This is a genomic window from Streptococcus sanguinis (assembly GCF_900635155.1).
Taxonomy (GTDB): Bacteria; Bacillota; Bacilli; order Lactobacillales; family Streptococcaceae; genus Streptococcus; species Streptococcus sanguinis_G.
In genome coordinates this window covers 194,047-213,729 of the sequence record NZ_LR134002.1, presented here as the reverse complement: position 1 = coordinate 213,729, position 19,683 = coordinate 194,047, and the positions used below count along the sequence as shown (strand labels likewise).

Sequence of the window (19,683 nt, the reverse complement as noted above, 5' to 3'; positions counted from 1 at the left end):
TAACATAATTATATAATTTTTTGACATAAAAAAGCAACTTTTATGCTTATTTTCTTTGCTTTATTTCTGTACAAAAAGTACATATATTTAGTAAAAGGCCTATATTAAAGCGTTTGCAGTTCTTTTTGTAACATAATTGATGTTTAAAAAATTTCTTTACTTAAGATAAACGAATAAAAAATGGTATAATTATGTGATAATTAAAACACCATGTAATGAAGGATAATATGTTAAAATGAGAGAATTATTGTCTAAAAAAAGCCACAGACAATTAGAACTATTAGAACTACTATTTAAAAACAAACGCTGGTTTCATATTTCTGAGTTGGCTGAACTATTGAATTGTACAGAACGTTCAGTAAAAGATGATTTAGCCCATGTCAAGTCCTCTTTTCCTGAATTGATTTTTCACTCTTCCACTAATGGCATACGTATCATTAATACCGATGATAGCGATATTGAGATGGTCTATCACTATTTTTTTAAGCACTCAAGATATTTTTCAATTTTAGAATTCATCTTCTTTAACGAAGGATATGAAACCGAGAGTATTTGCAAAGAGTTTTATATAAGCTCTTCCTCACTCTATCGTATAATCAGTCACATTAACAAAATTATAAAAAAACAATATAATTTTAAAATTAGTCTCAATCCTGCTCGGATTATTGGAGATGAGATTGATATCCGTTATTTTTTTGCACAATATTTTTCAGAAAAATATTATTTTCTTGAATGGCCCTTTACAGATTTTTCAGTAGAACCTTTGTGTAAGCTGTTAGAACTGGTCTATCAAGAAACTGCATTTCCTGTCAATTTCGCAACTCAACGAATGTTAAAATTGCTCCTGGTTACAAATTTATATCGAATAAAGTTTGGTCATTTCTTGGAAGTTGAGAAAGATTCTTTTAACAATCAATTGTTAGAATCTCTCATGCAAGCAGAAGGAATCGAAGACATTGTAGCGAGCTTTGATTCTGAATATCATATCTCTTTGAATAAAGAAGTGATAGGCCAACTATTTGTCTCCTATTTTCAAAAAATGTTTTTCATTGATGAAAATCTATTTATGAGCTGCGCAAAAACAGATAGCTATGTAAAAAATTCGTATCAATTATTAAGTGATTTAATTGATCAGATAGAAAGCAATTATAATCTTAAAATTGACAATAAGGACAATCTGATTTGGCATCTGCATAATACAGCACATCTGCATCGTCAGGAATTATCTACAGAATTTATTCTGTTTGATCAAAAAGGGAATACAATCAAGAACTTTCAAAATATTTTCCCTCAATTTGTTTCAGATGTTAAAAAAGGGATTGAACATTATCTAGAGACTTTGGATATCCATAGCACACCAATGAAAGTCAACCATCTATCCTATACCTTTATCACTCACAGCAAACATTTAGTGCTGAATCTTTTACAAAATCAGCCTAAATTAAAGGTTTTAGTCATGAGTAATTTTGATCAGTATCATGCAAGATCAGTAGCAGAGACACTTTCTTATTATTGCAGCAACAATTTTGAACTTGAAGTTTGGAATGAATTAGAACTATCAATCGATTCTTTAAAAGAATCACCTTACGATATCATCATTTCTAATTTTATTATTCCCCCTATTGAGAACAAGAGACTGATCTATTCCAATAATATTAATACGGTCGCACTCATCTCCTTACTTAACGCAATGATGTTTATTCGCTTAGATGAGTGATTTGGACCATTTTGATAACAAAAAAACCGCAATCTAGCGGTTTTTATTCATCTATTAGGGCAATTTGAAGAAAAAGGACATAGTCCTATTTAACAGAGAACCAGAGCCTTTTGAATATTAATTGTCTAACTTTGTGGGAGCAGTACATTATTTAGTACATATTCTTTCTCTTGTTTTTACAAAACTCTTAGCAAGCCTATTCAAACAAGCCATAGTAATCTGCAATAGTCATCTTGGCTTTCTCATCTTTGTTTAAGTCCTGAATAATTTGCCCGTCTTTCATAACGATTAGTCGGTTGCCGTATTTGAGGGCATCCTCCATGTGATGGGTAATCATAAGAGCTGTAAGGCGGTCACGATTGACAAATTCATTGGTCAGCTCCATCAAGGCTACACTGGTCTTGGGATCCAGCGCCGCAGTATGCTCATCCAGAAGCAAAAGCTCTGGACGCTTGAGCGTTGCCATGAGCAAACTCAAGGCCTGTCTTTGCCCACCAGAAAGAAATTCAATCGGTGTATCCAGATGCTTGTCCAGGCCATTGCCGATTTTCTCAATCGTCGCCTGAAATTCTTCCCTGTAACTGTTGAGCCCACGGGGCACCAAGCCACGCTTTTCGCCTCGGAATTTGGCAATGAGAAGATTTTCCGCCACTGTCATCCGCGGAGCCGTTCCCATCTTAGGATCCTGAAAGACACGGGACAGGTACTTGGCTCGCTTTTCTGGTGAAAAATGAGTGACATTTTCCCCCAAGATATGAATGCTGCCGCTGGTTAGGGGGAGAGTGCCGGCAATGACATTGAACAGGGTTGACTTTCCTGCACCGTTCCCGCCTAAAATTGTAATAAAATCATGCTCGTGAATGTCTAAAGAAACATCATTTAGGATGATTTTTTCTTCATCAAAGCCGCTCTTTACAAACTTGGTTGCATTTCTTAATTCTACAATCGCTGTCATTTGCTTAACTTGGCTCCTTTAAAGAATTTATTTTTCAGGGTTGGAATCATGAGACAGACGGCCAGAATCACCGCACTGTAAAGACGGAGATAGTTGGTATTAAAGCCGAGAGCAATAACGCCCCAGATCAAGAACTGATAGGCAATCGCACCAACTACAATGGTAATCAGACGCTCTGCCAAGGTCAGACTCTGGAAGAGCACCTCACCGATGATAAGACTAGCCAGACCAACTACGATTACTCCAATCCCGCGGGACACATCTGCATAGCCTTCCTGCTGGGCAATCAGCGCTCCAGCCAGAGCAATCAAGCCATTTGACAGAATCAGTCCCATCAACTCCATACGGTCGGTATTGATACCAAAACTGCGAGCCATATCCGGATTATCTCCGGTCGCGATATAAGCCTGCCCTAGCTTAGTATCCAAGAAAAAGAGAAGAGCTGCAATCACCAGACTGACAAAAATCAAACCAGTCAAGAGGTCATTGACTTCCCCTGAAAAGGGCAGAACATCCTGAATTTTACTGCTGCCTAAAAGCCCTAGATTGGCACGGCCCATCAGCATCAGCATGATAGAGTGGCAGGAGGTCATAACCAAAATCCCAGAAAGTAAGGTCGGAATTTTCCCCTTGGTATAAAGCAGACCTGTCACGGCACCCGCAGCACAGCCCGCTAAAACAGCCGCTGCTGTTGCCAGAAAAGGATTGACTCCCTTGGTAATCAAGGTAACTGCCACCGCCCCGCCCAAGGGGAAGGAGCCTTCTGTCGTCATATCAGGAAAGCCCAGAATCCGGAAGGTCATAAAAATACCTAGACCTAAAACGGCCCAAACCAGTCCCTGAGAAATAATGGAAAGAATCATAACATTGTCCTAACTAATTAAAATCATTTCTCTATTTTAACATAAAAAAGGAGCCAATTTCAATGCCGATGCGCAGACAAAGAAATTGACTTCCCAACTATTCCTCAACAACTGTCATCCGACCAGTATCTACATCATAAACCGCTCCAGAGATTTCTACATCAGCTGGGATCAGCGGTGACTGCCGCAGCAAGGCCATATCCTCGCGCACACTTTCCTCTACATCTGTAAAGGGCAAAAAGTCCTGATCGCTGACATCGACTCCCAGTTCTTTATGAAGATAGGCGGTAAAATCCTCATTCTTAAAGGTCTGTGCTCCGCAGTCTGTATGATGCAAAACTACGATTTCTCGCGTTCCTAGCTGCTGCTGAGAGATGACCAGTGAGCGAATCATGTCCTTCGTCACCCGACCGCCGGCATTGCGCAAGATATGGGCGTCTCCTAGTGCTAGTCCCAGAGCCTGAGCCACGTGGAGCCTAGAGTCCATGCAGGTCACAATAGCTACCTTGGTCTTGGGCTTGATCGGCAGATGTGCCGTTCCATGCAGATCGACATAAGCTTGATTGGCCTTCATAAAATTTTCAAAATATGACATTCTTTCCCCTTGCTAATACTTTGATATTCAAATAATTTTATATTATCTTACCATCTTTTCTACTATTTGTCAGTTCTCGACTTTGTTATAAAAAAATAGGACAGGTAAATCCAGCATATAGCCTGATCTTCTGTCCTAGTTTTATTTGTTATGAGCTTCTTGGAATATACTTGCTGAGTGAGCCTGCAAAGGTTTGAAGATTGAGACTTTGCACATAGACTTCACCAGTTCCTTGGAAAGTGTTGACGACTCCTTCACCCGTTCCAATAGACTGCCAGAAGCCATTTTCCAGATGGATATTATAATTCAAAGACTGGCTCCAAGCTACTACATGGGCATTGTCAATAGTCACTTCTTGGTTATGAAGCTCAATTTTCTTAATAGAACCAAAGGCATTAGCCAAAAGAGTGCCCTGTCCTTGGGTCGTCATAACGAAGAGACCGCCTTGACCGCCAAAGAGAGCCTTGCCAACAGACTGACGCTCCATGGTATAGTAAGCCGTACCATCAAGAGCCAGAAAGCACCGTCATTTAGGCGATATTGCTTTTCACCTAGCTGAAGAGGAATGACTTGACCAGGAGCGTCTGGTGCCAAAGCAAGGTAACCATTATCAGACTGGGCAACAGCCTGGGTAATGAAGGTACTTTCACCAGAAACCATCGAACGCCCTACAGCCTTGACAAAACGTCCCAAACCAGAACCGCTTGCATTGAGCTGGGTATTCAGGGTCACATTCGGCGTGTGGTAGACCATGCTGCCACGCTGGATAAAGACGGTTTCTCCTTGATTGAGCGACAACTCAACCAAAGGAAACTGCATATTACTGTCCATAGAAAATCGCATAAGAAATGCCTCCTTCTTATTATGACTTGATTATAACATTTTCATATATTTTGGACAAAGGAAAACTGAAGCATCAAAAAAGAAGAGACTGCCTGAGTCTCTCCTAGAAATTTTCAAGAATTGTCAATATTCAGGTGTGGGCGAAGAACATTTGCAAAGGTTTCAATATTGAGACTTTGGATGTAAATTTCCCCAGTTCCATGAAAGGTATTGACTACTCCTTCGCCAGTCCCCATAGACTGCCAGAAACCATTTTCTAAATGAATATCATATTCCAGCTCTCGACTCCATGCTACTACGTGGGCATTGTCAATCGTTATCCTATCATTATGTAGCTCGACCTTTTGAATCGAGCCAAAGGAATTTACCAAGAGTGTCCCCTGACCTTGGGTACTCATCACATAAAAGCCTCCTTGGCCACCAAAGAGAGCTCGACCTACCGACTGCCTCTCCAAAGTATAAGAGGCAGAACCATCCATAGCCAGAAAAGCTCCATCATTAAGGCGGTATTGCTTTTCGCCTAGTTCCAGAGTAACAATCTGACCAGGTACATTAGGCGCTAAGGCTAGACGACCGTTATTTGATTGAGCAGTTGCTTCAGTGATAAACACTCCTTCGCCAGAAGCCATAGAACGACCCACAGCTTGGATTGCCATGCCAAAGATTGATTGAGACTCTGCATTCACTTTAGCATTTAAGACAACGTTGGGAGTGTGGTATATCATGCTCCCGGTCTGAATACGAACAGACTCTGATGCATCTAAGGCAATCTCCGCCAAGGGAAATTGAGCATTATTGGTAATAGAAACATTCATACGATGATCTACCATGGTTGATTATCCTCCTAAAAAATCTGGAAAAATAACTTATAGGAATTTCCAGACAAATCCTGTTTTTCTAGCAATATTATAGCACGCACAACAACTTTTCGCAATACTGTTAAATCAGGAAAATACTTTCTTTAAGACTTCCCCAATCGTCGTCACACCGATGACTTGGATATTGTCTGGAACTTTGAGACCGTTCAGAGAGTTTTTAGGAGCGTAGACTTTGGTGAAACCCAGCTTTGCTGCTTCGTTGATGCGCTGCTCGATGCGGTTGACCCGGCGGATTTCACCAGTCAGGCCAATTTCACCGATAAAGCACTCTTGGGGATTGGTAGGTAAATCCTTGTAACTGGAAGCAATGGCTACTGCTACTGCCAAATCAATCGCTGGCTCATCTAGCTTGACGCCGCCAGCAGACTTGAGGTAGGCATCTTGATTTTGCAGGAGGAGTCCTGCCCTCTTTTCCAGAACTGCCATGATGAGGCTGGCTCGGTTAAAGTCTAGACCAGTCGTGGTCCTCTTGGCATTGCCGAACATGGTCGGTGTCACCAAAGCCTGTACCTCTGCTAAAATCGGCCGTGTTCCTTCCATAGTCACGACGATAGAAGAGCCTGTCGCACCATCCAGCCGTTCTTCCAGAAAGACTTCACTGGGGTTGATAACCTCAACTAGTCCGCCAGACTGCATTTCAAAAATACCAATCTCATTGGTCGAACCAAAGCGGTTCTTGACTGCTCTCAAGATACGGAAAGTGTGCTGACGTTCGCCCTCAAAATAAAGCACTGTGTCCACCATGTGCTCTAGCGTTCGGGGGCCAGCTAAGGTTCCTTCCTTGGTCATGTGACCAACGATAAAGGTCGCGATATTGTTGGTCTTGGCCAGCTGCATGAGCTCCGCGGTCACCTCACGGACCTGAGAAACAGAGCCTTGAACGCTGGAAATTTCCGGCGACATAACCGTCTGGATGGAGTCAATAATCAGAAAATCTGGCTTGATTTTCTCAATCTCCGTGCGGATGTTTTGCATATTGGTCTCAGCATAGAGATAAAATTCACTGTCAATATCACCGAGGCGTTCCGCCCGCAGCTTAATCTGCTCAGCTGATTCCTCCCCGCTGACATAAAGGACTGTGCCCTGATGAGAAAGCTGGGTGGATACCTGCAGAAGCAGGGTGGACTTCCCGATACCAGGATCCCCGCCAATCAGAACCAGACTGCCAAGCACTACGCCACCACCCAGCACACGATTGAACTCGTCCATTTCTGTCTTGGTACGGTTGACATCGATCGAAGTGACCTCAGCCAGCTTCATAGGCCGAGTCTTTTCGCCAGTCAAGGAAACACGGGCATGCTTGACTTCTGCAGCCTCTACTTCCTCAATAAAAGAAGACCAAGAGCCACAATTGGGACAGCGGCCTAGATACTTGGGCGAATGATATTCACAATTTTGACAGACAAAGGTCGTTTTTTTCTTAGCGATGAGATATCTCCTTTATATTTCTAATTCACATTCAATAAACTGGCAGAAATCAATAGTTTCATCTGGAACAAACTGGCGGATGAGCATGCGATGGGCTACAAGAGCTACCGCCTCATAGTCTCTGTATTTGCTTAAGGCACGGAAAAAGCGGGCTTTCATCTGCTCAGCCGTTTCATACTGGACAGGACTTCTTGCAGGAAGACAACCATTATTTTCAAAAAACAACTCCCGAGCCTGCTCAAACTTTTCTATCCCACTCTCATATACCTGCCATTCATGCAGCAAAGGCTCCACAAAAAGCGGCAGTTGGCGGTCTCGAATCAGATAGGAAGCTGTCTCCAAAGCCCGCGTCACAGAAGAGGAAATCAGAATTTCCACCTGTTCCAGCAAAGGATTAGTAGCAGCCTCTGTCGCCATCCGACGACCAGCAGCTGACAAGGGAGCCAAATCTAGTCCAAAGCCAGTATAGCCAGCCTCTTCCAAAAGTGAATAATCTGGCTCCCCATGACGGATAAAAATGATTTTCATACTAATGTCCTGTCGATCCAAATCCGCCGGTCCGCACGCCCTCAGCTTCATCTCCATCCGCAATCAGAAATGGTGCAAAGACAGCCTGCACCATACGTTCGCCAACTTCGAGGATCACTTCCTGATCAGTGATGTTTTTCATCTGGGCAAAGATATGGCCTTCGTTTCCAGGATTGCCATAGTAGTCGCCGTCAATGACCCCAACGGAGTTAATCAAGACCAGACCTTTTTTCCGAGGATTGGACGAGCGGTCGTAAAGATAAAGCACCTCGCCAGGCTGCATATAGGCCTTGACACCAGTCGGAACCAGCTTAATCTCCCCTGGCGCAATAGGGGTGCGCTCTGCCACTTTCAAATCGTAGCCAGCTGCGTGAGCCGTCTCTCTCTTAGGCAGTAAATCTTCATTTGTAAAGCTGGAAACCAGCTCGAACCCACGAATTTTCATGTATTTCTCTTTTCTATTTTTGCTGTCCCTATTATACTAAATTCGCAAAGAACAAGCAAAAAAACCGCCAATTGGGCGGTTCTTATAGGGAGATTATTATGAAAAAGAAAAGTTTTAGGATTTCTAAACAAAGTTAGGAGGTCTTTGTTTATGGTCTTAGTATAGAACACTTATCTTAAATTTTCCTAAAAGTAACTTAAAAAAATGAAATAATTTTTTACAGCTCTTGCAAGAGATACTGAAACAGCTCCAAATTGCCCTTTTCTTCGTTTATTAAAAACTCCGGATGCCATTGAAGACCGATGATACGATGATTGTCAACCGATTCAATCGCTTCGATGGTATTGTCTCTTGGATCAAAAGCTGTCGCGCGGAAATTAGGCGCCAAGTCCTTGATGCTTTGGCGATGAACCGAATTAATCTGGCTGGCCTGACCAAACAAACGCTCCACAACGCTGTCTTTCTCCGTGCGAATGGAGTGCGAAGTACCAAATGGCAAGCCCTGCCAGTGATTATCAATGTGCTGATTGAGAGTGCCGCCAAAAGCAACATTTACCAACTGCAGACCGCGGCAAATAGCCATGACTGGCTTGTTTTGGCGCAGGGCTTCTTTCAAGAGTGCCAACTCAAACTCATCTCGAACAATATTGTAGTCGTCACTGTCGATGGTCTTCTCTTCCCCATAAAACTGCGGGTGAACATTTTGCCCACCTGACAAAATCAGCTTGTCAATCGTTTCCACATAATCCTGAACTAAACTTTTATCCCCAACGGGAATCACCATCGGCAGGCCACCAACCATTCGTACGCCGTCCACAAACTTGCGTGAAACAGAGGTGTGAATATTCTTTCCAGCTTCATCAACTGGACAAAGATTGGCTGAAATTCCAACAATCGTTCTGCACATACCGTGATTCCTCCTTATTTGATATAGTATATCTTACCACGCCTTTTCTCAGTCGTCCAATAGATTTTTTTTAAGCTGCTTATAAAAATTTTTTATCAAAGACTCTGCATGTCTCTCAAATAAAAAACTCTCGAATGGACTATAAGCACAAACGAGAGTCTAAAAATTCATTTCGGTTTCCTACTCAAACACAAACTGGTTATGATAAAGTTCTGAGTAGAAACCGCCGAGTTTGAGGAGCTGGTGATGATCGCCCTGTTCAATGACCTCTCCATCTTTGAGGACGATAATCTGGTCAGCATTTAGGATAGTTTTGAGGCGGTGAGCAATAACAAAGCTAGTCCGGCCAGCTACAACGGCTTCCATAGCCTGCTGAATCTTGCTTTCTGTTACCGTATCGACATTGGAAGTCGCTTCGTCCAAAATCAAGACTTGCGGATCCGTCAGCAGAGTTCTAGCAATGGAAATCAGCTGTTTCTGCCCAGTTGAGAAAATATTCTGGTCATCATCTACCAGGGTATCATATTTTTCCGGCAGACTTTCGATATAGTCATGAATATGAGTCGCACGCGCAGCCGTTTCGACCATTTCCTGACTGGCATCCGGCACACCGAAGCGGATATTGTCCCGAATCGTGCCACTAAAGAGCACCGAATCCTGCAGGACAATGCCCACATGACTCCGTAAGCTATCCAGCTCATAGTCCCGAATATCGCGACCGTCAAACTCAATGCTGCCATTATCCACATCATAAAAGCGATTGAGCAGGTTCATAATGGTCGTCTTACCTGATCCAGTAGGGCCAACAACAGCTGTCATCTTGCCCTTAGGAGCTAAAATAGATACGTCTTTGAGAATAGGCTTGCCTTCTACATAAGAGAAGTCCACATGCTTGATCTCCACGGAGTCTGTAAGCTCTGTGAAAGCAGGTGCATTCTCTGGCCGGACTTCCTCTGGTGCATCAAACATCTCCTGAATCCGGTCAGCCCCTGTAAAGGCCAACTGCAAACTGCCCCAGCTGGCTGCAATCTGGATGATGGGCTGATAATACTGCTGAGAAAACTGAGTAAAAGTGGTAATCAGGCCAACTGCAACTGCCGTTTCGACATTGGGATCGCTCAGTAAGACAGCCGAACCAACAAAAATAACAATAGCTGTATTAATCAAATTCATCCCGTTCATGATAGGGAAGAGAAGGCCTGAAAAGGTCCGGCCTTTAAAAGTTGCTGAGCGTACTCGGTCATTCTGCTCAATGAACCCTTTGATGACCTTCTCCTGCATTCCCTGAACGATAACAGCCTTCTGACCGGAAATGGTCTCGTCCATATAAGCATTGAGGCGGCCGACTTCTTTTTGCTGAAGATTGGTGTACTTTCTGGCCAGCCTGACAATGACCACTAGAAGAAGAAAAGCAACCGGTGTGCTGGCTACCGTTATCCAGGCCAATCTAGCATTTTGGACAAACATGATAATCACGAGGCCCAGATAGAGTAAGGCATTGCTCATAACCTGGATCATACTCTCGTTTAGAGCTTGCAGGATATTGTCCAAGTCACTGGTAAAGCGCGATAAAATGTCGCCGTCCTGATGGCGGTCAAAGAAAGCAACTGTCATCTTGGATAGCTTGCCAAACAAGCCCTTGCGCATCTCATTGGTCGAATGGGCAATAACTCGGGTCATCAAAAGCATGTAAATCAGGCTGGAAACAGACAGGCAGACAAAGGACACCAATACACTGCCCATGACGCTGCCAAAAGTTGACAGAATCTGATCAGTCTCACCCTTCTCAGCAAAAGCCCGGCCTAACTCAACCAAATGCTGGACAGCCTGACCGACATAAACCGGAAAAAGGACCTGAAAAACAGTCGCTGTTACCATCATCAAAAGGACAATGACAAAGGATAATTTGTAACGCTTAAAATATTGCCAAAAAAATGCAATCGTCCGCATCTTAGTCCTCCTTTCCTTTCTGAGTTTCGTAAATTTCGCGGTAGACATCGTTAGTGGCGACCAATTCCGCATGCGTCCCTTGGCCAATCAGCCGACCCTGATCCAAGACCAGAATCTTATCTGCATGAACAACGGAGCTAATCTTTTGAGCAATGATAATCGTCGTCGTTCCTTGCAGATCTTTGTTCAAGGCTTCTTGAACCAGCTTTTCTGATTTGGCATCCAAGGCTGAGGTCGAATCATCTAAAATCAAAATATTGGGATTATTGACAACACCTCTGGCAATGGACATCCGCTGCTTCTGACCACCAGAGAAGTTGCTGCCACGCTCCTCCACTGCACTGTCAAAACTCTCTTCCATACGGCTGATAAATTCACTGGCTTGGGCAATACGAGCCGCTCGCTCCATCTCAGGCAGTGAAGCATTGAGCTTGCCCTGACGGAGATTATCCGCAATAGTCCCGCTAAATAGAATCGCCCGCTGCAGAACGATAGAAACATTTTTTCGAAGAGTTCCCTGGCTAAGCTCTCGCAGATCCCGGCCGCCAATCTTGACAGAACCTTCCTGCGGGTCAAAAAGACGGGGAATCAGCTGGGCCAAGGTAGATTTACCAGCACCTGTCGCACCGACAACACCAATCATTTGCCCCGGCTCAACCTCAAAGCTGATATCCTTTAGCATTGGTTCGTCATCATTGGGATAGGAAAAAGTCACATGCTCAAAGCTGAGGCTGCCTTCTAGTTCTTCATCTGTTGAGTCTGGGAAAACCATGGCTGGTTCCGTCGCTAATACTTCCTTGATCCGACGGACAGAAATTATTCCCCTCGTCACGCCGTTACCCAAGAAACCAACCATAATGATAGTGAAAATAATCTGGCTAAGATAACCAATAAAAGAAGCGATAGAGCTAACCAGCCCTGGCTCCGCCTGAATCATGCCAGATAGAGTCCAGATAGCCAGGTAAACAGAGCTATAGCCGACCAACATCATCATCGGCTCAATGATTGAAAAAGCATAGCCAATATAGAGATTCTCTGACAAAAGTTCATCAGACACCTGACTGAACTTATGAAACTGGTCTTCCTCCCGAACAAAGGACTTGACCACTCGTACACCACGAAGATTTTCCTTGGCAATGGCATTAATCTTATCCAAAAGAGTCTGAAATTTCTTAAAACGAGGCCCCATCATGCCCATCATGATAGCCGTCAGACCAGCTATGAGCACGATTAGCAAGAAAATAATCCACCAGAGAGAGGGCATGGTCACAATGGCCAGGATGACTGAACCGATAAAAAGGATGGGCAAGCGAAGAAGAATTTGAAAGAGCATCATAGTCACATTTTGAATCTGATTGATGTCATTCGTCATACGCACGACTAGATTACCAGCGTTGAATTCCTCGATATTGGCATAAGAAAAGGTCTGAATCTTGCGGAAAGTCTCCTCACGGAGATCTGATGAGACAGCCTGGGCAATGTAAGCTGCCAAGGTCACATTAATCCCTCCTGCCACCAGCCCGACAAAACCGATGCCAATTAGCCAACCGCCCATACTGTAGATGGTCTGGCTATTTTGCTCCTGCAGAGCATCTAAGATGTGCTTTAAAAACCAGGGCAGTAAAAGAGAGCTAGCAATCATCAATGAGGTCATTAAAAACGAACTCAGGGCATACCATTTATACCGTAATAGACTTTTAAAAAACATGCTTCCTCCTACTTTTTTCATATTTGGCTTAGTTTCCTTACTATATCACAGATAAAAACAATGTCAAGTAAGAAATTTCTTATATTATATGGTAAAATGAGATATAGAACTCTAAAACTGATTTAAATTCAGACTCGGAATTTCATCATAAGGAGAAGATATGGATAAACAACGAGTTTCTGTGATTGGTCCTGGTTCTTGGGGAACGGCCCTATCACAAGTGCTAAATGACAACGGACACGAGGTTCGTATTTGGGGAAATATCGCTGAGCAAATCAACGAAATCAACGACGAGCACACCAATAAACGCTATTTCAAAGATATTGTACTGGACGAAAAGATCAAGGCTTATCATGACCTAGAAGAAGCTTTAAAAGATGCGGATGCTGTGCTTTTTGTTGTGCCGACCAAGGTAACCCGTCTGGTAGCCAAACAAGTAGCTCAGGCTCTAGACCACAAGGTGAAAATCATGCACGCCTCCAAGGGACTGGAACCCAATACTCACGAACGGATTTCAACTATCCTAGAAGAAGAAATCCCTGCAGAGCTTCGCAGCGAGATTGTCGTTGTCTCAGGTCCCAGCCATGCTGAGGAAACCATTGTACGCGATATTACCCTGATTACTGCTGCTTCCAAGGATCTGGAAACAGCTAAGTATGTGCAGGAGCTCTTCAGCAATCACTACTTCCGTCTCTACACTAATACCGACGTCATCGGAGTGGAGACTGCTGGCGCTCTGAAAAATATCATCGCAGTCGGAGCCGGTGCTCTCCACGGATTAGGCTATGGTGACAACGCCAAGGCAGCTATTATCACACGCGGTCTGGCCGAAATCACACGTCTAGGTGTCAAGTTAGGAGCCAATCCTCTGACCTACAGCGGCCTATCTGGTGTAGGTGACCTGATTGTCACAGGGACCTCTGTCCACTCTCGCAACTGGCGGGCCGGCAATGCTCTCGGACGCGGTGAGAAATTAGCTGATATTGAAGCCAATATGGGCATGGTTATCGAAGGAATTTCCACCACCAAGGCTGCCTATGAACTGGCCCAAGAGCTGGATGTTTATATGCCGATTACCCAAGCTATCTACAAGGTTATTTATCAAAATTGTAATATCAAAGATGCCATTTATGAAATCATGAACAATGAATTCAAGGCTGAGAACGAATGGACTTCGTTCTAATAGAAAGGAAATAATTATGTCAAAAGTTAAGAAAGCCGTCATCCCTGCAGCTGGTCTCGGAACCCGCTTCCTGCCAGCCACTAAAGCTCTAGCCAAGGAAATGTTGCCGATTGTCGACAAGCCAACCATCCAGTTTATCGTTGAGGAAGCTCTCAAATCTGGAATTGAAGATATTCTAGTTGTCACAGGTAAGTCAAAACGCTCAATCGAAGACCACTTTGACTCAAACTTTGAATTGGAATACAACCTCAAAGAAAAGGGTAAAGACGACTTGCTCAAATTGGTCGATGAAACCACTGGTATCGGTCTGCATTTCATCCGTCAGAGCCATCCGCGCGGACTGGGAGATGCTGTCCTTCAAGCTAAGGCTTTCGTAGGAAACGAGCCTTTCGTTGTCATGCTGGGCGATGACCTTATGGACATCACCAATGATAAGGCTGTGCCGCTAACCAAGCAATTGATTGATGACTACGAAGCAACTCATGCTTCTACCATAGCTGTCATGCAGGTCCCTCATGATGAAGTCTCCTCTTACGGGGTCATTGCTCCTCAAGGTGAAGGCGTCAAAGGTCTCTACAGCGTGGAAACTTTCGTCGAAAAACCAAAGCCTGAAGATGCACCGAGTGATTTGGCTATTATCGGCCGCTACCTGCTGACACCAGAAATTTTTGAAATCTTGGAAAATCAAGCTCCTGGCGCTGGGAACGAAGTCCAGCTGACCGATGCGATTGATACCCTCAACAAGACGCAACGCGTGTTCGCTCGTGAATTCAAGGGAGATCGCTATGATGTCGGTGACAAGTTCGGCTTTATGAAGACTTCTATCGACTACGCTCTCAAGCATCCGCAGGTCAAAGACTCCTTGAAGCAGTATATCATTGGCTTGGGCCATAAACTAGAGAAAAAACAAGAGAAAAAATAATTGATTCAAACAACTAACGTTGAAAATAAAATTTTAGCTATAAAAAAGAGGTTGATAAACCTCTTTTTTATGTCGTTAGTTATTTATACATACTTGTTAAATCAAGGAATGATGAAAGCCTAGAAAAATCAGAAGGGCAGCTAAGGCTAGATAGCCAAACAAGACTAGCCAGCGCTGAGCAGGTTTAAAGGCATTGCTTGAGCCTTTGACAGGTAAAATGACCGCGCAGAGTATGCCGCCAATCAAACCGCCCAAATGCCCCGCCAGGCTGATACCAGGCATGAAACTAAAGATGATATTGACCACAATCAAGGTCATATAAGACTGCCCCAGCTGCTGAATATAGCTGTCGCGAACGACATAGTGCAGGGTCACGATAGAGGCAAAAAGGCCAAACAAGGCTGTAGAGGCCCCTGCTGACAGAGTATCTGGACTGAAAAAGAAGACAAAGATGTTTCCCATCAGGCCAGACATCATATAGAGCAGAAAGAAATTTCGCGAGCCAAAAATATCTTCTGCCTGCCGTCCAATAAAATAAAGAGTAACAGCATTTACCACAAAGTGCTCCAAGCCAATATGCACAAAAATAGCAGAAATGAGACGCCATATCTGAGCAGGATACATGATAATGGTTGGAGAAAACACTGCTCCAAATTCAAAGACCGTTTGTGCTTCAGCATAAGAAAAACCTCGTAAAATAAGCATCCCCACAAAGACAAGTGTTGTTAGAATTAACAAAACACTGGTCACAGGATATTTTTTATCGTAGATGTAATTCATAAATCAGTACTTCCTTTACTGCTATATCGTGATAATTAGGCTCAAAATCAGACTGTTGAAAACTATAGATGCTGCTGATGGATGCTCCTGTAAAATCAGCCAGATAACGGTCATAGTAGCCACCGCCGTAACCAATCCGAAACCCTTGAGAATTGAAGACCACGCCCGGCACATGAATCAGATTGATCTCCGCCTTCTCCACAGCCTCTTCGCTCGTCGGCTCCATAAGACCGAAAGAGCTTTTTTGAAGGCGACTTTCATCATAATCCACAAATATCATCCGACCCTGGCCATAGGTTTTGGGCACTAAAACCCTCTTGCCATCCAACTGAGCCTGCTTAATAAAGGATGCAGTAGAGACTTCATGCGGCATTGAAAGATAAGTAGCCATAACCTGAGCTTCTTGATAAGCTGCTGAACTAAGCAAGCGCTGGGTCAGCCAGCTATCTGCCTGCTCTTTTTCTTTTCCTGACAGTTTCTTCATCTGGTTCAGTACAGTTTGTCTTAGCTCTTTTTTCATGCAGCTCGTCCACCTTTTTCTTATCTTTCGTTGATTTTATAATCTAGGAATTTCCCAATCTTTTCAATAGCAAAGGGCAGTGCGGCCTCATCCGGTGTCATCTTGGGATGATGAAGGGCGTAGGGACTATCCACTCCCAGCCAGAACATGACGCCCTTGACCTTGCTGAGCAGATAGCCGAAGTCCTCGCCTGTCATAGCCGGCGCAATATCAATCAGCTGCACTCCTTCTTCCTTCTGGAAGAAGTCCATCAATTCGTCTGCTAAGCCAGGATGATTTTCCACAGGCAGATAGCCACCTTGTTTAAGCTCCAAGTCCAATTCCAGACCGAAACTTTGGGCTAGACCCTCTGCTATTTCTCGTAAGCGCTTCTGAGTCAAGAGGTTCATCTCCTGAGTCAGAGTCCGAATGGTGCCATGCAAAAAGGCCCTTTCTGCGATGACATTGTTGGTCGTGCCAGCATGGAGAGAACCAAAGGTCACAACTGCTCCCTCGATAGGATCGACATTGCGGCTGACAATAGTCTGCACCTGAGTGATAAAGTAGCTAGCCGCCACCAAAGCATCATTGGCTTCATGAGGAAAGGCCGCATGCCCCCCCTTCCCCTTAAAAGTCAGCTTAACTTCACAGGTACCAGCAAAGAGGGTTCCTCTATTAGTGGCAATATCGCCGACCTTGAGGTCCGGTCGCACATGGAGACTGTAAAATTCATCTGGCAGCCAGTCACCAAAAGCATCATCTTCGTACATGAGCATACCGCCAGCTTCATTTTCCTCTGCAGGCTGAAAGAGAAAGAGCAGATTGTGGGTAGGCTGAGCGCTCACAGCTTGTTCCAGCAGGCCTAGAGCAACCGTCATGTGCATATCGTGTCCGCAAGCATGCATCCGGCCTTCATGAGTGCTGGCAAAGTCTAGTCCTGTATCCTCAACAATCGGCAAACCATCAATATCTGTTCGCCAGCCAATCGTCTTATCCGGTGAACTTCCCTTGATAAAGACCAAAATACCAGTCCGCCAAGTTCGGATTTCCACAAAGTCTAGACCTGCTGTCAGTCCATCAATGACCTGCATCAGGTAGGCATGAGTCTTGTATTCTTCCAGACCGATTTCTGGTATCTGGTGTAAATCACGGCGAATTTTCAGATAATCAAGCATTTTTCTTTCCTTTAAAATCTTGTAAGATCTGTCAAAGTTTTGGGCCACACCCAATCAATTCAAATTTATGCTATTTTTAAAGAGTACGCAGGGCATCTTCTAGAGCTGTCTTCTGCTGGGTCTTCTCGTCAATGGTCTTGATAACTCGTGCCGGAACGCCAGCAACCACTACGTTTTCCGGAACATCCTGGGTCACAATCGCACCAGCGGCAACAACCGAACCACTGCCAATTTGTACTCCTTCAATAACAACCGCATTGGCACCAATCAGCACGTTATCGCCAACCCGAACTGGCTCCGCACTAGCTGGCTCAATAACTCCTGCCAGAACCGCACCAGCACCGACGTGGCTGTTTTTGCCGACAATAGCTCGACCGCCCAGAATAGCACCCATATCAATCATGGTCCCAGCACCAATTTCCGCACCGATATTGATGACTGCCCCCATCATGATGACAGCATTATCACCAATTTCGACTTGGTCACGGATAATAGCACCTGGCTCAATACGGGCATTGATGTCGCGCTTGTCCAAAAGCGGAACCGCTGAGTTGCGGGCATCCTGCTCTACTACATAGGTCTTATTTTCCTCTAAGTTCACTAGGAGTGGCTTGATTTCTTCCCAGTCCCCAAAAAGAACATTGCCTAACTTCACAACAGACCAAGGGATTGATCCGTGCAATTCTCCATTAAAGGTCACCTTGACCGGAGTTTTTTTCTTGGCATCAGCGATAAATTTGATAATTTCTTGAGCGTTCATTTTAGTAGCAGACATAGCTTTACCTCTTTGTTCTTTTTATTTCTTCATTTAGAGAAAGATACACTCTCTCCTAGCCATCTAATATTTATCTATTATAACACAATTCCGGTGTTTAGTTTGCACTTTCTTAGGACGATATTATTATTCCCTATTCAGAGGATTGGATATTTTTCAAATAAAGTCTCCTATCTTTATCCTCCTCAAATTCCAAATGACAGTAGATTCTATCTAACATAGACTCAGATTAATGTCCACTTTGCAATATGTATTTGGAAGCTCCAAATGTTTTAGGACTTCCCAGATACCCGATTGTGATAAGACCCATTGCGATTGGTTCCATCTATTCCTTAGACTTTCACTTCCCCAATGCCTTTCTGATACTCTCATCAGGATTTTTTTAGTTCTATTTTCGCCAGCCTCTTGATTTTTAAAGAAGATTCTGCCGTTTCTAGTCTATTTTCTCAGACCGTGCTTGTCATCATACTTTTCAGACGGTAAAGCCCATTCACTTCGTCAAAAAACAAAGAAACTGTCATATTGTCCGTGGTTGAATATTCAAGAAAAAGTGAATCAACTTGCCACTTAACTGGTTTAGAAGCATAAATAGTTTTAGGCATACCCAGTTCTGCTATGGCCTGTTTTACTTCCACTCCTTCTTGCTTATCTTGAGGAATAAGGGTTCGGTAATCATCGACCGATTTCGTAACTGGTCCCCAAGCATCACGGAATAGTCTAACGTATACCGTTGAGAGCTCTGTTCGACCTTCAATATCCCTAAACCTTAAGGTAATAGCTCCTTTTTCTCCTATTAATTTATATGTCAAATCTACTAGTTGGCTGCCTTTCACGCGATTATCTATACTACCAGAACTGGCTTTTCCATACTTCGCGACAATATCCTGTGGAAATACATTAGGTTCTTTCATCGTTTTTACCATCTGGAGTATATCTTCTATTTGAAAGTCTATTTGTCGATTCTCGTCAACAAGATCAGAATCTGCCTCAGTCAGCTGCTTTATCTTGTTTTCTGATTCATTCTGAACTGTGCTAGTTGAGGCTAGCGATGATTGATTTCGTGCTTGCTTAGACCTTGGCCACGTATATGATACAAGGATTGCAAAACAAGTAATTAGCACTAGACCTGTAGAAACTACTAACAAAGAGGCGTATCTAGACTGACCTAAACTTGATATAAGTTTAGATTTTCGATTCTCAGCCAACTTTTTTTGCTGTTTTTCTTTAGCTGTAGCCTCAAAGACTTCCCCTTGAGGACTGTTATCAGAGAACACACTAGTTGCTTGCTTGTTTAATCCTGGCTTCTTTGACCACTCCCGTTGAACTTTTCGTCCTCTTCCCATGCTCTTCTCCTTAAATAAACCAAATTCCTTTTTTTCTAGCAATTATTTTTTCAAAACAAAGAATATCGTCTATCCACTTTTTCTTAATCTGACAAATACTATCCATTCAATAAAATGAACCTTGGTCGCACAGTAAGAGATAGCTTCAGTTTTCCCCAATAATGAATATTCATAAGCATCTTCAATCAT

At 43.6% G+C, this 19,683-nt stretch carries 18 protein-coding genes and 3 pseudogenes; 3 read left to right on the top strand and 18 right to left on the bottom strand.

Annotation, left to right across the window (positions count from 1 at the left end):
• Positions 1-235 precede the first annotated feature (235 nt).
• Positions 236-1,717 carry a M protein trans-acting positive regulator PRD domain-containing protein gene (locus ELZ47_RS01130; RefSeq protein ID WP_126435019.1) on the top strand — a complete coding sequence of 494 codons (1,482 nt, stop codon included), beginning with the start codon at positions 236-238 and terminating at the stop codon, positions 1,715-1,717.
• A gap of 196 nt (positions 1,718-1,913) precedes the next feature.
• On the opposite strand, the gene ELZ47_RS01125 is transcribed toward ELZ47_RS01130, so the two are convergent.
• From ELZ47_RS01125 to ELZ47_RS01075, 13 genes and pseudogenes are all read right to left on the bottom strand, one after another.
• Complete coding sequence (locus ELZ47_RS01125) at positions 1,914-2,672, bottom strand: ABC transporter ATP-binding protein (protein ID WP_126435018.1); 759 nt, start codon at positions 2,670-2,672, stop codon at positions 1,914-1,916.
• Entirely contained in the window at positions 2,669-3,535 is an 867-nt protein-coding gene (locus tag ELZ47_RS01120; RefSeq protein WP_126435017.1) for an ABC transporter permease, read from the bottom strand. The genes ELZ47_RS01125 and ELZ47_RS01120 overlap by 4 nt, the downstream gene beginning before the upstream one ends.
• 97 nt (positions 3,536-3,632) lie before the next feature.
• Complete coding sequence (locus tag ELZ47_RS01115) at positions 3,633-4,130, bottom strand: beta-class carbonic anhydrase (RefSeq protein ID WP_126435016.1); 498 nt, start codon at positions 4,128-4,130, stop codon at positions 3,633-3,635.
• 148 nt (positions 4,131-4,278) lie between these two features.
• Positions 4,279-4,973: pseudogene (locus tag ELZ47_RS01110) on the bottom strand (TIGR00266 family protein).
• Between the two features lie 113 nt (positions 4,974-5,086).
• A complete protein-coding gene (locus ELZ47_RS01105; protein ID WP_126435015.1) occupies positions 5,087-5,803 on the bottom strand; it encodes a TIGR00266 family protein in 717 nt (238 codons plus the stop codon).
• A gap of 114 nt (positions 5,804-5,917) precedes the next feature.
• Positions 5,918-7,279 (bottom strand): DNA repair protein RadA, encoded by a 1,362-nt coding sequence (gene radA / locus ELZ47_RS01100; RefSeq protein WP_126435014.1) that lies wholly within the window; start codon positions 7,277-7,279, stop codon positions 5,918-5,920.
• 12 nt (positions 7,280-7,291) lie between these two features.
• Positions 7,292-7,807 carry a histidine phosphatase family protein gene (locus tag ELZ47_RS01095; RefSeq protein WP_126435013.1) on the bottom strand — a complete coding sequence of 172 codons (516 nt, stop codon included), beginning with the start codon at positions 7,805-7,807 and terminating at the stop codon, positions 7,292-7,294.
• Position 7,808: 1 nt separating this feature from the next.
• On the bottom strand, positions 7,809-8,252 hold the full coding sequence (locus ELZ47_RS01090; RefSeq protein ID WP_126435012.1) for a dUTP diphosphatase: 444 nt from the start codon (positions 8,250-8,252) through the stop codon (positions 7,809-7,811).
• Positions 8,253-8,469: 217 nt separating this feature from the next.
• Complete coding sequence (locus ELZ47_RS01085) at positions 8,470-9,159, bottom strand: gamma-glutamyl-gamma-aminobutyrate hydrolase family protein (RefSeq protein WP_002907876.1); 690 nt, start codon at positions 9,157-9,159, stop codon at positions 8,470-8,472.
• Positions 9,160-9,339: 180 nt separating this feature from the next.
• Positions 9,340-10,128: an ABC transporter ATP-binding protein gene (locus tag ELZ47_RS12085; RefSeq protein WP_420031188.1), complete on the bottom strand. Its 789-nt coding sequence runs from the start codon at positions 10,126-10,128 to the stop codon at positions 9,340-9,342.
• Between the two features lie 135 nt (positions 10,129-10,263).
• A pseudogene (locus tag ELZ47_RS12080) lies at positions 10,264-10,995 on the bottom strand (ABC transporter ATP-binding protein); the annotation flags it as partial.
• Positions 10,971-11,109 (bottom strand): annotated as a pseudogene (locus ELZ47_RS12075) (ABC transporter ATP-binding protein); the annotation flags it as partial. The pseudogenes ELZ47_RS12080 and ELZ47_RS12075, both read right to left, overlap by 25 nt.
• 1 nt (position 11,110) lies before the next feature.
• Positions 11,111-12,817 carry an ABC transporter ATP-binding protein gene (locus ELZ47_RS01075; protein WP_164549536.1) on the bottom strand — a complete coding sequence of 569 codons (1,707 nt, stop codon included), beginning with the start codon at positions 12,815-12,817 and terminating at the stop codon, positions 11,111-11,113.
• A 160-nt stretch (positions 12,818-12,977) separates the two neighbouring features.
• Here ELZ47_RS01075 and ELZ47_RS01070 point away from each other — a divergent pair, with 160 nt between their 5' ends.
• Positions 12,978-14,000, top strand: coding sequence for an NAD(P)H-dependent glycerol-3-phosphate dehydrogenase (locus tag ELZ47_RS01070; protein ID WP_126435009.1), 1,023 nt, complete (start codon positions 12,978-12,980; stop codon positions 13,998-14,000).
• 16 nt (positions 14,001-14,016) lie between these two features.
• Positions 14,017-14,922 carry a UTP--glucose-1-phosphate uridylyltransferase GalU gene (gene galU, locus ELZ47_RS01065; protein ID WP_164549535.1) on the top strand — a complete coding sequence of 302 codons (906 nt, stop codon included), beginning with the start codon at positions 14,017-14,019 and terminating at the stop codon, positions 14,920-14,922.
• A gap of 96 nt (positions 14,923-15,018) precedes the next feature.
• Here galU and ELZ47_RS01060 read toward each other — a convergent pair whose 3' ends face one another.
• The 5 genes from ELZ47_RS01060 to ELZ47_RS01040 all read right to left on the bottom strand — a co-directional run bounded on the left by ELZ47_RS01060 (position 15,019) and on the right by ELZ47_RS01040 (position 19,494).
• Entirely contained in the window at positions 15,019-15,702 is a 684-nt protein-coding gene (locus ELZ47_RS01060; RefSeq protein ID WP_126435007.1) for a rhomboid family protein, read from the bottom strand.
• Positions 15,683-16,222, bottom strand: coding sequence for a 5-formyltetrahydrofolate cyclo-ligase (locus ELZ47_RS01055; RefSeq protein ID WP_126435006.1), 540 nt, complete (start codon positions 16,220-16,222; stop codon positions 15,683-15,685). The genes ELZ47_RS01060 and ELZ47_RS01055 overlap by 20 nt, the downstream gene beginning before the upstream one ends.
• Positions 16,223-16,242: 20 nt before the next feature.
• Positions 16,243-17,376, bottom strand: coding sequence for an N-acetyldiaminopimelate deacetylase (locus ELZ47_RS01050; protein WP_125330768.1), 1,134 nt, complete (start codon positions 17,374-17,376; stop codon positions 16,243-16,245).
• A gap of 76 nt (positions 17,377-17,452) precedes the next feature.
• Complete coding sequence (gene dapD / locus ELZ47_RS01045) at positions 17,453-18,151, bottom strand: 2,3,4,5-tetrahydropyridine-2,6-dicarboxylate N-acetyltransferase (RefSeq protein ID WP_042763054.1); 699 nt, start codon at positions 18,149-18,151, stop codon at positions 17,453-17,455.
• A gap of 446 nt (positions 18,152-18,597) precedes the next feature.
• Positions 18,598-19,494, bottom strand: a complete 897-nt coding sequence (locus ELZ47_RS01040; protein ID WP_125434005.1) for a hypothetical protein — start codon at positions 19,492-19,494, stop codon at positions 18,598-18,600.
• Positions 19,495-19,683 lie beyond the last annotated feature (189 nt).

Coding starts and splice junctions, on each gene's coding strand:
- ELZ47_RS01050 (WP_125330768.1), bottom strand. CDS start 17,376: ATGCTTGATTATCTGAAAATTCGCCGTGATTTACACCAGATACCAGAA.
- ELZ47_RS01060 (WP_126435007.1), bottom strand. CDS start 15,702: ATGAATTACATCTACGATAAAAAATATCCTGTGACCAGTGTTTTGTTA.
- ELZ47_RS01090 (WP_126435012.1), bottom strand. CDS start 8,252: ATGAAAATTCGTGGGTTCGAGCTGGTTTCCAGCTTTACAAATGAAGAT.
- dapD (WP_042763054.1), bottom strand. CDS start 18,151: ATGTCTGCTACTAAAATGAACGCTCAAGAAATTATCAAATTTATCGCT.
- ELZ47_RS01125 (WP_126435018.1), bottom strand. CDS start 2,672: ATGACAGCGATTGTAGAATTAAGAAATGCAACCAAGTTTGTAAAGAGC.
- ELZ47_RS01120 (WP_126435017.1), bottom strand. CDS start 3,535: ATGATTCTTTCCATTATTTCTCAGGGACTGGTTTGGGCCGTTTTAGGT.
- ELZ47_RS01095 (WP_126435013.1), bottom strand. CDS start 7,807: ATGAAAATCATTTTTATCCGTCATGGGGAGCCAGATTATTCACTTTTG.
- ELZ47_RS12085 (WP_420031188.1), bottom strand. CDS start 10,128: ATGTTTGATGCACCAGAGGAAGTCCGGCCAGAGAATGCACCTGCTTTC.
- ELZ47_RS01115 (WP_126435016.1), bottom strand. CDS start 4,130: ATGTCATATTTTGAAAATTTTATGAAGGCCAATCAAGCTTATGTCGAT.
- ELZ47_RS01105 (WP_126435015.1), bottom strand. CDS start 5,803: ATGGTAGATCATCGTATGAATGTTTCTATTACCAATAATGCTCAATTT.
- ELZ47_RS01055 (WP_126435006.1), bottom strand. CDS start 16,222: ATGAAAAAAGAGCTAAGACAAACTGTACTGAACCAGATGAAGAAACTG.
- ELZ47_RS01085 (WP_002907876.1), bottom strand. CDS start 9,159: ATGTGCAGAACGATTGTTGGAATTTCAGCCAATCTTTGTCCAGTTGAT.
- galU (WP_164549535.1), top strand. CDS start 14,017: ATGTCAAAAGTTAAGAAAGCCGTCATCCCTGCAGCTGGTCTCGGAACC.
- ELZ47_RS01075 (WP_164549536.1), bottom strand. CDS start 12,817: ATGTTTTTTAAAAGTCTATTACGGTATAAATGGTATGCCCTGAGTTCG.
- ELZ47_RS01130 (WP_126435019.1), top strand. CDS start 236: ATGAGAGAATTATTGTCTAAAAAAAGCCACAGACAATTAGAACTATTA.
- ELZ47_RS01040 (WP_125434005.1), bottom strand. CDS start 19,494: ATGGGAAGAGGACGAAAAGTTCAACGGGAGTGGTCAAAGAAGCCAGGA.
- ELZ47_RS01070 (WP_126435009.1), top strand. CDS start 12,978: ATGGATAAACAACGAGTTTCTGTGATTGGTCCTGGTTCTTGGGGAACG.